Consider the following 12,670-nt stretch of genomic DNA (forward strand, 5'->3'; position numbering starts at 1 on the left):
CCTCCGTCTCGGCGCTACGCGCCGATCCACCTCCCCCAAGGGGGGGGGGGAGGAGTGGGTTCTATCGCCCTACCGCATGAAGCGCGGCGCCATAGTCCTTCAGCCATTTGCGCCAGGGCTTGTGGTCGCCGACCAGGCGCTCGACGACCGACCAGTAGGCCGGGCTGTGGTCGGCGTGGACCAGGTGGGCGACCTCGTGGGCGGCCAGGTAGTCGATGACCGGCGGCGGGGCCATGATGACGCGCCAGGAATAGCGGATGGTGCGGTTGTGCGGGCTGCACGAGCCCCAGCGGGATCGGGTGTCGGCGATGGAGACCGTGACCGGCGCCTGGCCCAGGGCGCGCAGATGCTGGTCGGTGCGTTCCAACAGCGTGCTGCGCGCCTCGCGCTTCAGCAGGTTCTCGACCCGGCGGGCGTAGGCCTCCCCCTCGCCGCCCGAGCGGATGACGGTTCCGTCTTCGACCAAGCGGGCTGCGCCGGCGCCGGACGTCGCTTCCAGGCGGACCGGGCGGCCGCGCAATGAGATGACCTGGCCGGGCGCCAGCGGTCGGCCCTTGGGCCGCACCGCCAGGCGTTCGGAGATCCAGACGCTTTTCGAACGGGCGAAGGCCACGGCCTGGGCCAGGCCGCGCTCGGTCGGGGCGATCACCACCGCCTCGCCCGCGCGCGGATCGATCCGCACCGACAGGCGCCGGGCGCGGGGATTGACCGACAGTCTCAGGACGGGACCTGAACTTGAGTTCGGAGCCTTGTCGTCAAGCGGCAGACGCTGACCGTTGCGATACGCCACCGAGGGCCTCGTTCTGGGCGATGAAATCGCGGACGCGGGGATAGATCTCGTCACGGAAGCGACGACCGTTGAAGACGCCGTAATGGCCCACGTTCGGCTGGACGTACAGCACCCGTCGGTCCTCGGGAATGTTGGGGCAAAGGCCGTGGGCCGCCTGGGTCTGGCCGACGCCGGAGATGTCGTCCTTCTCGCCCTCGACCGTCATCAGGCCGATGTCGGTGATCTTGGTCAGATCGACCTTGCGCCCGCGATGCTCCAGCAGGCCGCGCGCCAGCAGATGCTGCTGGAAGACGATGTCGATGGTCTGGAGGTAGAATTCCTCGGTCAGGTCCAGCACCGACAGATATTCGTCGTAGAATTCCTCGTGCTTCTCCACCCCGTCGCCGTCGCCATCGATCAGGCTGTTGAAATAGTCCCAGTGGGCGTCGCGATGGCGCTCTTCGTTCATCGACATGAAGCTGTAGAGCTGGACGAAGCCCGGATAGACCCGCCGCCCGAACCCCGCATAGGGCAGGGGCACGGTGTGGATCATGTTCGACCGGAACCAGGTGAAGGGCTTTTCCTCCGCCAGCTGGTTGGTCACGGTCGGCGACAGGCGCGCGTCGATGGGTGAGCCCATGAAGGTCATGGACAGGGGGCGGTTCTCGTCGCCGTCCTCGGCCATCACGGCCCCGGCGGCCAGGACGGGCGGGCCGGGCTGGCAGACGCCGACCACATGGGCCCGGCCGCCGATCTCGGCCAGCATCCGCCGGACGTGGTCGATATAGTCGAAGAAGTCGAACCGGCCTTCCAGCACCGGCACCTGGCGGGCGTTGACCCAGTCGGTGACATAGACGTCGTGGTCCTGAAGAAAGGCCTCGACCGTGCCGCGCAGCAGGGTGGCGTAGTGGCCCGACAGGGGCGCGACGATCAGGACGGCGGGACCGGACGGCGGCTTTCCGGCGCGCTTCAGGTCGCCGATATTGCGCGCGAACCGAACCAGGCGGCACCAGGGGCTCTGCCAGATCACCTGTTCGACGGTGCGCACCGGTTTGCCGGCGATCTCGATGGTTTCCAGCTTCCAGTCCGGTTTGCCGTAGCGACGCGTGACGCTCTCGAACAGTTCGGCCGAGGCGTAGGCGGTGCGCCCGACCGCCGTGTCCGCCGCGGGATTGAAGGGCGAGGTCCAGAAGCGTCGGGCCATCTGGGCGCCGACCCGAAACGGCAGGGCCGACTGATAGGCGAGTTCATGAAAGGCGTAGAGCATGACGATCCATTGCGGGTCTTGCCGAGACCGGAAACCGGGTCCCGGCCGTTTGCTGCAGAGCAGCATACAGGGTTTCATCCCGACGCGGCAGTTATTCGCAATCCTGTCCAATTCCCGCCCGGGTTCGACCTTCTCCCCGGCGTCGGAACGTGATCTGATGTCTTCGATGTCCGGGGGGACGTCTATGGAGCCTTCCCATGTTGGTCCTGTTGACCATCGCCAGCCTGCTGATGCAGCACGCGCCGAACGTCGGCCTCGTCTCCTATGAGGAGGCGGTGCGCTGCGCCGGCCTGACCCAGGCCGCATCCGAACTGGAAGGCGGCGAGAGCGCGGAGGGCAGACGCCTGTACGACGCCGCCCTGTTCTGGTCGCTGGCGGCCATGCAGGCCGCGACCGCCGCCGGAAAGCCTTCGCGCGCGGCCGAGGCCGACCAGACCCGCGCCCGGATCGAGGCCGTGCGTCGGCTGAACGCCGATGCGTCCGACGCCCGCGCCGCCCTGCAGCGCTGCCGTCAGAAGACGCCAGACCTGAACTGAGAAAATCATCCTTAAGGCCAGGCTGAACCCCCTTGGCGGCGTCGCGTTTGCATTGGAACCCCAGGGGGACGCATCGGTCGTCCCGAAGCGGGATTTAGAGGCGTCCATCGCATGTTCGAGTTCGGCCGAGACCTACGCAAGCTGTTCGCCCAAGCCCGTGAGAGCGAGGATCTGGGCTGGGTCGAGCTGATCGGCGTCGACCTGCTGGCGGCTGAGGCGCGGCGCGAGACCACCGACGCCGGTCGCGTCTCCTGCGCCCGCCCGTTCGAGACCGAGAGCCGCGCCGCCGCCCTGTGGCGCGAGCACGCCCGCCGCAGCGGCGCCGTCGACAGCCTGGATCGCGCCGACCGTTGCGCCGATAGCCTGGTGCGCGCCGCCGTGGGCGAGGACCAGACGGCGCGGGCCGCGATCGACAAGGCCCAGGCCCTGATGCTGCGCTTCGACCTGTGCGGCGACCCCATTCACCTGGACCGCGCCCTGACCGCGCTTGACGCCGTGGGGCGGCCGCGTCGGTCTCATGCCGCAGGCCAGTTGTCCTCGATCCATGCCCGGCTCAAGACGCGCAAGGCCCGTCTGTCAGGCGACCCTGCCGCCCTGATGGACGCCGCCGCCCTGATGGACCTGGCCCAGCACGAGGCGGGCGCGAACGACGTCGAACTGCGGCTGGATCGGGCGGGACTGGCGCTGGAGACCGGGGTGATCAAGCGGGATGCGCGTCTGCTGGACCAGGCCGGTCGCGATCTCGGCGCCCTGGTCGAGAACGCCTCGCCTGACTATCGCCCCCTGACTCGTGCTCGCGCCCTGGCCCTGTGCGGCGCGGGACTGTCGGCCCTGGCCTCCGTCGCCGGGCATGCCGAGGCCCTGGCCCAGGGACGGATGATGTTCGACGCCGCCGCCGATCAGTTCACGCCCGACCATAGCCCGCTGGACTGGGCCGTCATTCAGGTGCTGCGCGCCGGCGACGACGCCACGCCCCTGATGCTTTTGAACCAGGCCGAGGGCCTGACCCAAGGGCGCGGCCTGATCATCGGCGCCCTGGTGCGCGAACGCCGGGTATCGCGCGAAATCGCCCTGGCCGAGGCCGTGCGCGACCTGACAGGGCTGGAGCTTCTGGAGGCCCGGCTGCGCCACCGCCTCGCCGCGGCCGGGCCGCTGGACTGGGCCGCCGATCAGATCGGTCTGGCCGAGCTGGCCTTGGCCCGCCACCGCCTGGGCGGCCCTGCGCCCGCCCACCTGCACCTGATCCTGAACGAAGCCGTCCTGACCGCGCGCGAACTGGGCGTGCCGGCCCTGGCCGACCGGGCCGGGACGCTGCTGTGGAAGGCGGGGCTTGAGGTCTAAGCCTCAGCCGCCCATGGCGACGAAGGGGCCGTTGAGGAATTTGGGCTTGCCGTAGGCAAGGCGCTGGCCGTCGTCGGCCAGGACACGACCGCCGGCGGCTTCCAGCACGGCCTGACCGGCCGCCGTATCCCATTCCGAGGTCGGGCCCGAGCGCGGATAGGCGTCGAATCGGCCCTCAGCGATCAGGCAGAATTTCAGCGAGGAATCCGTGCCCTGCCAGCGGGTGCAGCCGTGGCGGGCGGCCAGGCGCGCAGCCTCTTCGTCGGTGACGCTGTGGCTCAGCAGGGCCATGCCCTCCTGAGGACGGTCGCGGACCTTGATCGGCCGCCATTCGGCGCCGGCGTGGGCCTCGCCCTCCTGCTGCTCGCCATATTGACGACGGAAGGCGCCGCCGCCGGGCGTGTCCGTGCGCCAGGTCGTCGCCGTCGCCGGGGCGGTGACCACGCCTGCGACCGGATAGCCGGCGTGCATCAGGGCGATGTTGACCGTGAAGGCCTCGCCGCCGCGCACGAACCCCTTGGTGCCGTCCAACGGGTCGATCAGCCAGAACCAGTCCTCGGCCGAGGCCGGGGCGCCGTTTGCGGCCACCGCTTCTTCGGCCACCGTCTGGACGCCGGGATAGAGGGCGGCAAGCCGTTCGAGGATCAGGGCCTCGGCGGCGCGGTCGGCCTGGGTGACGGGGCTGTCGTCCGACTTGGTCTCGACGGCGGTGTTGCTGCGCCAGTAGGGCAGGATCAGGCGCGCGGCGTCTTCGGCGATCTCGGCGATCGCCAGGGACAGGGCGCCGGACTCCAGGTCGAGGGCCAGGGTGTTCGTGGGGGAGGTCGTCATTATGGGCTCGATAGACCATTGCGGCGGTTCCATGAACCGGCAAATCACGTCAGCTTCGCGCACGACATGAACTGTGACCTGAACGCCGACGAGAGTATGCTGGCCTCCATGAATTCGACCGACGCCGCCAAAGCCCCGCTGGACCTGCCTGTCGACGGAACCGAACTGGCCACCTACGTCGCCGCCAAACTGTGCCACGACTTCATCAGCCCGTCGGGCGCGATCGTGTCCGGCCTGGATCTGATGCGTGATCCGTCGGCCCAGGACATGCGCGAGGACGCCCTGTCCCTTATCGAACAGAGCGCCCGCAAGATGGTCGCCCTGGTCCATTTCGCGCGCGTCGCCTTTGGTGCGGCGACGACCAGCGAACGGTTCACGGCCCGCGAGCTTCAGTCCCTGGTCACGGGTCTGACCGAGGGCGGGCGCGCCTCGCTGGACTGGCGCATCCATGAGGGCGAGTTTTCCAAGCCCCAGGCGCGCGCCCTGACCAATCTGGCCTATCTCACCGTCGGCGCCCTGCCGATGGGGGGCGATGCGGTGATCCAGTCGCGCGTCGAGAACGGCGCCCTGTTCATCGAGGGATTCGCCGAGGGCGCTCGCGCCAGGCTGAAACCCGAGGCGGTCACGGGCCTGGCCGGCGAGCGTCTGATCGAAGGACTGGCGGGGCAGTGGATCCAGCCCTACTGGCTGTGGCTGACTGTCGTCGAGGCCGGCGGCTCGCTGCATGTGACGGTTGAGGACGGCCGCGTCGTGATGGTCGCGCGAATGCCCGTCTGAGGCGTTTCCCAACGACTCGTTAACTGGAATCGGGCGATGCTGCTACGACGCGCGACTTCTGCTGGAGGTCCGGCGCCGGGGAGCCCGTCTTGGATTTCAAAACCTGCCTCATCGTCGATGACAGCCGGATCATTCGCAAGGTCGCCCGCCGGATCGTAGAAGGCCTCGGTTACGAGGTCGACGAGGCTGCGGACGGCGCCGAGGCCCTGGCCTATTGCTCAGGCGTCATGCCCGACGTGCTGCTGATCGACTGGAACATGCCGGTGATGGACGGGCTGACCTTCCTGCGCCGCCTGCGCGCCTCGCCCGGAGGCGATGTTCCGAAGGTGTTGTTCTGCACCATCGAGACCCGGCCGGAGCGAATCGCCGAGGCCTTGGCCGCCGGCGCCGATGATTACGTCATGAAACCTTTTGACGGCGAGATTCTTCAGTCCAAGCTGATGGAGGTCGGCGCGATCGCGGCATGACACCCGAGGACTTCGACAAGCTTCAGGGACTATTGGCCACCCGCGCCGGCTATCGGCTGGCGAGGGATCGCATTCACCTGGCCGAACACCGGCTGGGACCGATCGCGCGCCGTGAAGGCTACGCCAATGTCGAGGCCCTGCTGACGAACCTGTGGGCCAATCCGGTCGCCTCCCTGGGTTGGGCGGTGATCGAGGCCCTGCTGAACGCCGAAACCTGGTTCCGTCGCGATCGCACCCCGTTCACCGTGCTGGAGAAGGAGCTTCTGCCGGCCCTGTCGCGCGCCCGGCCGAACGGCAGGGTCAAGGTCTGGTCCGCCGGATGTTCGACGGGCCAGGAGGCCTGGTCGATCGCCATGGCTGGGCTGGACATCGGTGTTCCGCTGGATCTGACGGCCACCGACCTGTCGCAGCGTGCGATCGAGAAGGCGCGTTCAGGCCTCTATACCGGCTTCGAGATCCAGCGCGGTCTGACCGCCAAGACCATGCTGCGCTGGTTCGAGCCGGCCGAGGACAACTGGCGCGTCCGCGCCGAACTGGCCGACACTGTCCGTTTCGGACGCGCCAACCTGCTGGACGAGCCGACCGACGAAGACCGTTTCGACGTCATTTTCTGCCGTAACGTGCTCGCAGACATGGAGCCCGCGCGCCGCGCCCGTGTGCTGGACGGGCTGGAACGCCGTCTGGTGGATGACGGCTGCCTGTTCCTGGGCATGGATGAACGGTTGGAAGGCGAGACCGTCGCCTTCCGCCCCGTCACCGGCCGTAAGGGCCTGTATGTAAAATCACCCTCCGCCGCGCGCAGAGCCGCCTGATCGGCCCCTTTGAACCGCGACGTGGATTCAGCCCGCGTGCAGTTCCTGCTTCACCCGTTCCGCCAGGGTCTTGATGTCCAGAGGCTTGGGCAGGAAGGAGACCCCGACCTCGTCCTGCAGCAGGTCCGAGAAGTCGCTTTCTGCATAGCCTGAGATGAACATGACCGGGGCGTCGCCCAGGTATTTGCGCGCCTTCTTCAGCAGGGACGGGCCGTCTAGGCCGGGCATGATGACGTCGGAGATCATCATGTCGATCTGGCCGGCGTATTCCTCGGCCAGGATCAGGGCCTCCTCGCCGTCGGCGGCCTCGATGACCTCATAGCCGCGCTGGCGCAGCAGGCGGGCGGCGATGCCGCGGACCGCGTCCTCGTCCTCGACGAACAGGATGCGGCCGGCGCCCGACAGATCGCGCGGCGCCTTGACCTTGACCTCGACCGGCTGAACTTCGGCCAGTTCGGCTTCGCCTGCCGCAGGCAGGAAGATGCGGAAGGCGGCGCCCATGCTCATGCCGTGGGGGCCTTCGATATTGCTGACCGAGATATGGCCGCCGGCCTGTTGCGCGATGCCGTAGACGGTGGCCAGGCCCATGCCCGTGCCCTCGTTCACCGCCTTGGTGGTGAAGAAGGGTTCGAAGATCTTGTCCACCAGTTCGGGCGGCACGCCGGGGCCGGTGTCCGACACCTCGATCAGGGCGACCTCGTCGGTGGGGGCGTCGGGCCAGCCCATCTCGCGCGCCTGCTGGGCGGTCAGACGGCGGGTGGTGATGGTGACGACGGCATCGCCCGGCTCGACCACGCCGCGCATGGCGTCGCGGGCGTTGACGGCCAGATTCATGACGGCGGTCTCGAGCTGGCTCTTGTCGGCCAGGACCACCGGCAGGTCGCGGCCGTAGTCGGTCTCCAGCCGCACGTCCTCGCGCAGCAGGCGCCGCAGCAGGATGGCGAACTCCCCGACCAACTCGCCCAGATCCAGCCGCTCACGCCGCACCGTGGACTTGCGCGAGAAGGCCAGAAGCTTGCGCACCAGGTCGGCGGCGCGAATGGCGGTCTGGCGGATCTCGTTCAGCCCCTCGTAGGAGGGGTCGCCGACCGGATGCCGTTCCAGCAGGCCCGACAGCTGCAATTGGATGGCCGTCAGCAGATTGTTGAAGTCGTGGGCCACGCCGCCGGCCAACTGGCCCACGGCCTGCATCTTCTGGGCCTGCGACAGCTGCAGCTCCATCGACTTCTGCGCCGAGACGTCGAACAGCCAGATGCGCTTCTGTTCGCCCTCTGGCGCCACATAGAGGTGCAGCATCTTGTCGGGATAGGCGCGGGCGACCAGTTCGATGGGGCCGGACGACCCGGCCGCCAGCTTGACCCGCGCCTCGGCCACGCCCGTCGGGTCGAACAGATGGCCGAAGGCGGCGTCGCGTGCTGCGTTGGGGCCGGTCAGCACGGCCAGGGCGGCGTTCGCCTCCTGCGCCCGGCCGGCGAACAGGTCGGGGCCGTCGATCACGGCCGAGCCGAAGGGGGCGCCGGCGGCCATGGCGCGGGATTCGCCCGTCGCCGCGCCGTTCGTCGGGGCCGTCGCCACGGGCAGGGGCAGGACGGCTTCGGGCGCGACCCGCATCAGATACCGGTCCGGGCCGGCCTTGCCGATCACCACCTCGACCTCGCGGTCGCCGATCTGGACGATAGCGTGGCCCGGCTCGCCCCGGCGCGCCTGGGCGAAGGCCATGTACAGGGCCTGGGCCGACTTGCCGCGGGGCAGGGCGGTGGTCGTGCCGTTGGACTGGGCCCAGGCGCCGTTGAAGGCCAGGACCTGGCCCGTCTCCCACACCAGGGCCGCCGGCTCCGCCATGGCGTCCAGCATGTCCACGGCCACGTCGCTGGACGGCTTGACCGTCTCGGCGCGGCGGAAACCGAACAGGCCGATCAGGGCGATCAGACCCGCCGTGACGATCAGGATCATGCCCGGCCCCGACATGGGATTGGCCTTGAAGGCCGGATAGGCCAGGGCCGCGACGGCCACGACCACGCCGAACGCCGTCGCAACGGAGAGCAGGTCGAACGGAAGGCGACGGTTGGGCTTCATGCGGCCTCGCGAATCAGTGGTCTGATCATACCCCCAAATCCGGCGCCAAGCCTTACGGGGGTCTTACCGACGTTTGCGGGACTGGAACACGAAGCCGATGATCTTGGCGGCGGCCTCGAAATGTTCCTTGGGAATGACGGCGTCGATCTCGACCGAGGCGTACAGGGCGCGGGCCAGGGGGACGTTCTCGACGATCGGCACGCCATGTTCCTTGGCGACTTCACGGATCCGCATGGCCAGGGCGTCGACCCCCTTGGCCACGCAGACCGGGGCCCCGTCGCCCTCGCTGGGTTCGTAGCGCAGGGCCACCGAATAGTGGGTCGGGTTGGTCACGATGACCGTGGCCTTGGGCACATTGGCCATCATCCGCTGGCGGCTGCGCTGCATGCGGATCTGCTTCAGCTTGGCCTTGATGTGGGGATCGCCCTCGGACTGTTTGTAGTCTTCCTTCAGTTCTTCCTTGGTCATCCGCATCCGCTTGGCGAAGCGCATCTTCTGCCAGATGAAGTCGGCTCCGGCCGTCGCCCCCAACAGGATGATGGCCGCCACGAACAGGGCCAGGGCCATGTCCCGCGCCAGCGGCAGCAGGGCGGCGGGGCTCAGGGTGACCATGTTCTCGAACTCGCGGACATGGGGCTTCAGCACCATCCAGCAGACGACGCAGACGGCGATCAGCTTCAGGAAGGTCTTGACGAACTGCATCAGGCCGTCGGGGCCGAAGATGCGCTTGAACCCCGACATCGGGTTCACCGACGACCATTTCGGCTTCAGCTTTTCGGCGGTGAAGATCAGGCCGGACTGGGCCAGGTGTCCGCCCGCCCCGCCGATGATGGTCGCCAGCATGACCGCCCCCAGGAAGGGGGTCATGGCCCAAAGAGCCTGGGCCAGAATCTGAGCCCCCGCTCCGGAATCCAGCATCCCCAGCATCTGGTGAGGGGCCGCGATAAAGGGCAGCAGCTGTTGCGCCATCGACCCGGCGAACCAGCCCCCGGCGCTCAGGATCACCGCCGCCGCTCCGGCCAGGGACAGGACCTGGCCGACGTCCTGAGACTTGGCGACGTCGCCCTTCTTGCGGGCGTCCTCGAGTTTTCGAGGGGTGGCGTCTTCTGTTTTCGACTCGGGATCGGTGTCGTCAGCCACCCGCCCCTCCCCCGAAGGCGCCGGCCGCGAACACCTCGGCGAGGCGGCGGTAGCGGTCGATGAAGACGGTGCCCAGGGCGCCCAGGCTGAGCGCGAAGATCGACAGGCCCAGGATGACGCTCAGAGGCGCGGCGGCGAAATAGACCTGGAACGACGGCATGACCCGCGCGATCAGGCCCGAGGCCAGGTTGAAGATCAGGGCGAACACCAGAACCGGCGCCGCCAACTGCACCCCCAGCAGGAAGCTGTCCCCCAGGGTCCGCACCGCCAATTCGGTGAAATCCCCCATGATCAGAGGCTTGGCCGGGGCGATCAGGCTGTAGGAACCGACCATGCCGGCGATGAACAGGTGGTGGGTGTCGGTGGCGAAGATCAGCGTCACCCCGAACAACAGCAGGAACGAGCCGACGGTCGATCCCGGCTGGGCCTGCAAGGGGTTGGCCGTCTGGGCGAAGCTGAGGGTGGTCTGCAGCGAGACGATCTCGCCCGCCGTCATCAGCGACGTCAGGAACATGCGCAGCAGCATGCCGATCATCAGGCCGACCACCACCTCGCGAATCACCCACCCGGCCATGCCGCCCAGGGTCTCGGGCAGGCCCGGCAGGCTGTCGCGCACCACAGGCCACAGCGCCAGGCTGATTAGCAGGGCCAGCGACAGGCGGATGCGCGGCGGCACATAGGTTTCCCCGAAGCCGGGGATCAGCATCAGGATCGCGCCGATGCGGGCGAAGATCAGCCCCCCGGCCCAGACCTGATCCGCGGTGGCGTAAGCCTCCACTACATGCCCGCGATGCGCGCCGCGATCTGGCGCATGAACCCGCCCAGCAGAGCGCCCATCAGCGGCAGGAACAGCAACAGGGACACGAAGATGGCGATGATCTTGGGCGCATAGATCAGGGTCTGTTCCTGTATCTGCGTCAGGGCCTGGAACAGGCCGATCACGACGCCGACGACCAGGCCGACCAGCAGGACCGGCAGGCACAGCTGGATCGTCAGCCAGATGGCGTCGCGCCCTACATCCAGAACTTCCGCGCCGTTCATCGGTCCACGCTCCGCAAATCACTGGGCAGAAAATGCCGGGAGGATGGTTAATGGAGAGATAATGACCGGACCTGCTCCCCAATCCTTTTCGGTCTGTCGAAAACAGATAAGAGCCATCTCCGCCCCAATGCCGGAACCGGCTTCCGGGCCGCCTGGACCGTCTCGTCAGTCCGACGGATCGCAGCGGGAATTCGGAAGTGGGCTTGCTGTGAAATTCCACGATCTGCTGCGTGTTGCGACCCGTAGATGTGTTTCAGGCGGGGTGAGCATCTGTGGCGGAACGACCTGAAAGTGCATGGCTGGCGGGCTGCGGTTCGACTTCCGTTGATCAAAAAAACTCACCGATCTTAGAGGCTTATCTCTAGGTACAACTCCCTATCAGGCGTTTGAAGTCGGTTTAACCATATCCCTGGATGGTGCGTTCGGGTTGTGTTTTAGCGCGCCGTGGGGATGGGACGAGATATGAGAAGACGCCTACCAGTGGATGTGGCTGTCGAGGTTCGTGATGTCGAGAGCCTCCGAGGGTCGACTTTCCCGGTCGATGGCTCGCTCGTCATCCAGATGGCGCTGACTTTCGTCCTGACCGCCCTCGGATGTTCGGCTGTCTGCAATCTGCACCAGGGTGCACGCTCGCCAGTGGCGTCCGTCGCTCGTCATGATCGACTTTTCGGGAGATAGGCTATGCGTTTCACCATCAAGGCCAAGTTGATCCTGACGTTCGGGTTGCTGATCGCGGCGATCGCCGTTTTGGTCGGCGTTTCCCTCAGTCATCTTTCGTCGCTGCACACGGCCATCCATGAGGTGGTCGCCGGGCCGGCCGCCCAGTTGAGCCGGGCCCAGAGCATCCAGACCGAGTTCAGCAGCTATGTGAGGCGTGAGCGCGGCATGCTTCTGACCACCGACCCTGAAGCGGTCCGTGAGTTTTCCGAAGAGGTCGGCCGGGGCCGAGGCATGTTGGAAGACCTGCTGGCGCAAGGCCAGGCGGCCGCATCGGCAGACGCCAAGGCCGAGTGGGTTTCGCTGGCGAACGCCTGGTCAGAATACAAGCCGATCAGCGAAGAAATTCACAGGCTGGCGCTCGCCGGCGACGACGTCGGCGCCAAGGCGTTGATGATGAACGAAGCGCGCGCCAGCCTTTCTGCGATCGAGGACGCCGCCCAAAACATCGTCGCGACGGACAAGGCGCTGATGGCGCAGGCCGAGGAAGGCGCCAATGCGGTGTTTGAGGAGGCGCGTGCAGGGCTGATCGTCGCCAGCGCCTTTGCACTATTCGCTGCGGTCTTCGGTTGTGTCTGCATCACCCTGGTCGTTCGGAAAGGACTGATCCGCGCCACTGAGGCCGTTCGCGCCGTCGCCGAAGGCGATCTGACCCAGGCGGTCGTCGTCACCAGTCGGGACGAAATCGGCGACATGCTGGGCGACCTTAACCGGATGATCGAACGCCTCCGCAGCGTGGTCGGCGACGCGTTGACGGCTGCGGACAATGTCTCCGCCGGCAGTCAGGAATTGTCGTCTTCGTCGGAACAGATGAGCCAGGGTGCGACCGAACAGGCCGCCGCCGCCGAACAGGCCTCGGCCTCGATGGAAGAGATGGCCGCCAACATCAAGCAGAA

Annotated in this window: 13 protein-coding genes; 6 read left to right on the plus strand and 7 right to left on the minus strand. The window is 67.4% G+C overall.

Going from position 1 to position 12,670, the window contains the following annotated elements; all coding sequences use genetic code 11:
• Positions 1–61: 61 nt before the first annotated feature.
• A complete protein-coding gene (locus GGR11_RS16255) occupies positions 62–790 on the minus strand; it encodes a M48 family metallopeptidase (protein WP_183198768.1) in 729 nt (242 codons plus the stop codon).
• A complete protein-coding gene (locus GGR11_RS16260) occupies positions 756–2,036 on the minus strand; it encodes a polyhydroxyalkanoate depolymerase (RefSeq protein ID WP_183198770.1) in 1,281 nt (426 codons plus the stop codon). Before GGR11_RS16260 ends, GGR11_RS16255 begins: the two co-directional genes overlap by 35 nt.
• Before the next feature lie 197 nt (positions 2,037–2,233).
• Here GGR11_RS16260 and GGR11_RS16265 point away from each other — a divergent pair, with 197 nt between their 5' ends.
• A complete protein-coding gene (locus GGR11_RS16265) occupies positions 2,234–2,572 on the plus strand; it encodes a hypothetical protein (protein ID WP_183198771.1) in 339 nt (112 codons plus the stop codon).
• Between the two features lie 111 nt (positions 2,573–2,683).
• On the plus strand, positions 2,684–3,913 hold the full coding sequence (locus GGR11_RS16270) for a hypothetical protein (protein WP_183198773.1): 1,230 nt from the start codon (positions 2,684–2,686) through the stop codon (positions 3,911–3,913).
• Between the two features lie 3 nt (positions 3,914–3,916).
• Here GGR11_RS16270 and cysQ read toward each other — a convergent pair whose 3' ends face one another.
• The gene (gene cysQ, locus GGR11_RS16275; protein WP_183198775.1) at positions 3,917–4,744 is read right to left on the minus strand and encodes a 3'(2'),5'-bisphosphate nucleotidase CysQ; all 828 of its coding nucleotides are present in this window, start codon (positions 4,742–4,744) and stop codon (positions 3,917–3,919) included.
• A 66-nt stretch (positions 4,745–4,810) separates the two neighbouring features.
• Here cysQ and chpT point away from each other — a divergent pair, with 66 nt between their 5' ends.
• The 3 genes from chpT to GGR11_RS16290 all read left to right on the plus strand — a co-directional run bounded on the left by chpT (position 4,811) and on the right by GGR11_RS16290 (position 6,800).
• Positions 4,811–5,521, plus strand: coding sequence for a histidine phosphotransferase ChpT (gene chpT / locus GGR11_RS16280; protein WP_183198777.1), 711 nt, complete (start codon positions 4,811–4,813; stop codon positions 5,519–5,521).
• Between the two features lie 89 nt (positions 5,522–5,610).
• Positions 5,611–5,988, plus strand: a complete 378-nt coding sequence (locus GGR11_RS16285; protein WP_183198778.1) for a response regulator — start codon at positions 5,611–5,613, stop codon at positions 5,986–5,988.
• Positions 5,985–6,800: a CheR family methyltransferase gene (locus GGR11_RS16290; RefSeq protein WP_183198780.1), complete on the plus strand. Its 816-nt coding sequence runs from the start codon at positions 5,985–5,987 to the stop codon at positions 6,798–6,800. The genes GGR11_RS16285 and GGR11_RS16290 overlap by 4 nt, the downstream gene beginning before the upstream one ends.
• Positions 6,801–6,827: 27 nt before the next feature.
• Here GGR11_RS16290 and cckA read toward each other — a convergent pair whose 3' ends face one another.
• From cckA to fliQ, 4 genes are all read right to left on the minus strand, one after another.
• Positions 6,828–8,876, minus strand: a complete 2,049-nt coding sequence (gene cckA, locus GGR11_RS16295) for a cell cycle histidine kinase CckA (protein WP_008264323.1) — start codon at positions 8,874–8,876, stop codon at positions 6,828–6,830.
• A gap of 63 nt (positions 8,877–8,939) precedes the next feature.
• A complete protein-coding gene (flhB, locus tag GGR11_RS16300) occupies positions 8,940–10,016 on the minus strand; it encodes a flagellar biosynthesis protein FlhB (RefSeq protein WP_183198782.1) in 1,077 nt (358 codons plus the stop codon).
• Entirely contained in the window at positions 10,009–10,794 is a 786-nt protein-coding gene (gene fliR, locus GGR11_RS16305) for a flagellar biosynthetic protein FliR (RefSeq protein WP_183198784.1), read from the minus strand. Before fliR ends, flhB begins: the two co-directional genes overlap by 8 nt.
• A complete protein-coding gene (fliQ, locus tag GGR11_RS16310; protein ID WP_008258892.1) occupies positions 10,794–11,057 on the minus strand; it encodes a flagellar biosynthesis protein FliQ in 264 nt (87 codons plus the stop codon). The genes fliR and fliQ overlap by 1 nt, the downstream gene beginning before the upstream one ends.
• A gap of 681 nt (positions 11,058–11,738) precedes the next feature.
• Here fliQ and GGR11_RS16315 point away from each other — a divergent pair.
• Positions 11,739–12,670: MCP four helix bundle domain-containing protein (locus GGR11_RS16315; RefSeq protein ID WP_183198786.1), on the plus strand; the 932-nt coding region annotated here is incomplete at its 3' end.

This window comes from Brevundimonas mediterranea, assembly GCF_014196125.1.
GTDB lineage: Bacteria > Pseudomonadota > Alphaproteobacteria > Caulobacterales > Caulobacteraceae > Brevundimonas > Brevundimonas mediterranea.

Excerpts from the sequence above, each read along its gene's own strand:
- chpT (WP_183198777.1), top strand. The coding sequence starts at position 4,811 with ATGAACTGTGACCTGAACGCCGACGAGAGTATGCTGGCCTCCATGAAT.
- cysQ (WP_183198775.1), bottom strand. The coding sequence starts at position 4,744 with ATGACGACCTCCCCCACGAACACCCTGGCCCTCGACCTGGAGTCCGGC.
- cckA (WP_008264323.1), bottom strand. The coding sequence starts at position 8,876 with ATGAAGCCCAACCGTCGCCTTCCGTTCGACCTGCTCTCCGTTGCGACG.
- GGR11_RS16260 (WP_183198770.1), bottom strand. The coding sequence starts at position 2,036 with ATGCTCTACGCCTTTCATGAACTCGCCTATCAGTCGGCCCTGCCGTTT.
- GGR11_RS16265 (WP_183198771.1), top strand. The coding sequence starts at position 2,234 with ATGTTGGTCCTGTTGACCATCGCCAGCCTGCTGATGCAGCACGCGCCG.
- fliQ (WP_008258892.1), bottom strand. The coding sequence starts at position 11,057 with ATGAACGGCGCGGAAGTTCTGGATGTAGGGCGCGACGCCATCTGGCTG.
- GGR11_RS16270 (WP_183198773.1), top strand. The coding sequence starts at position 2,684 with ATGTTCGAGTTCGGCCGAGACCTACGCAAGCTGTTCGCCCAAGCCCGT.
- GGR11_RS16290 (WP_183198780.1), top strand. The coding sequence starts at position 5,985 with ATGACACCCGAGGACTTCGACAAGCTTCAGGGACTATTGGCCACCCGC.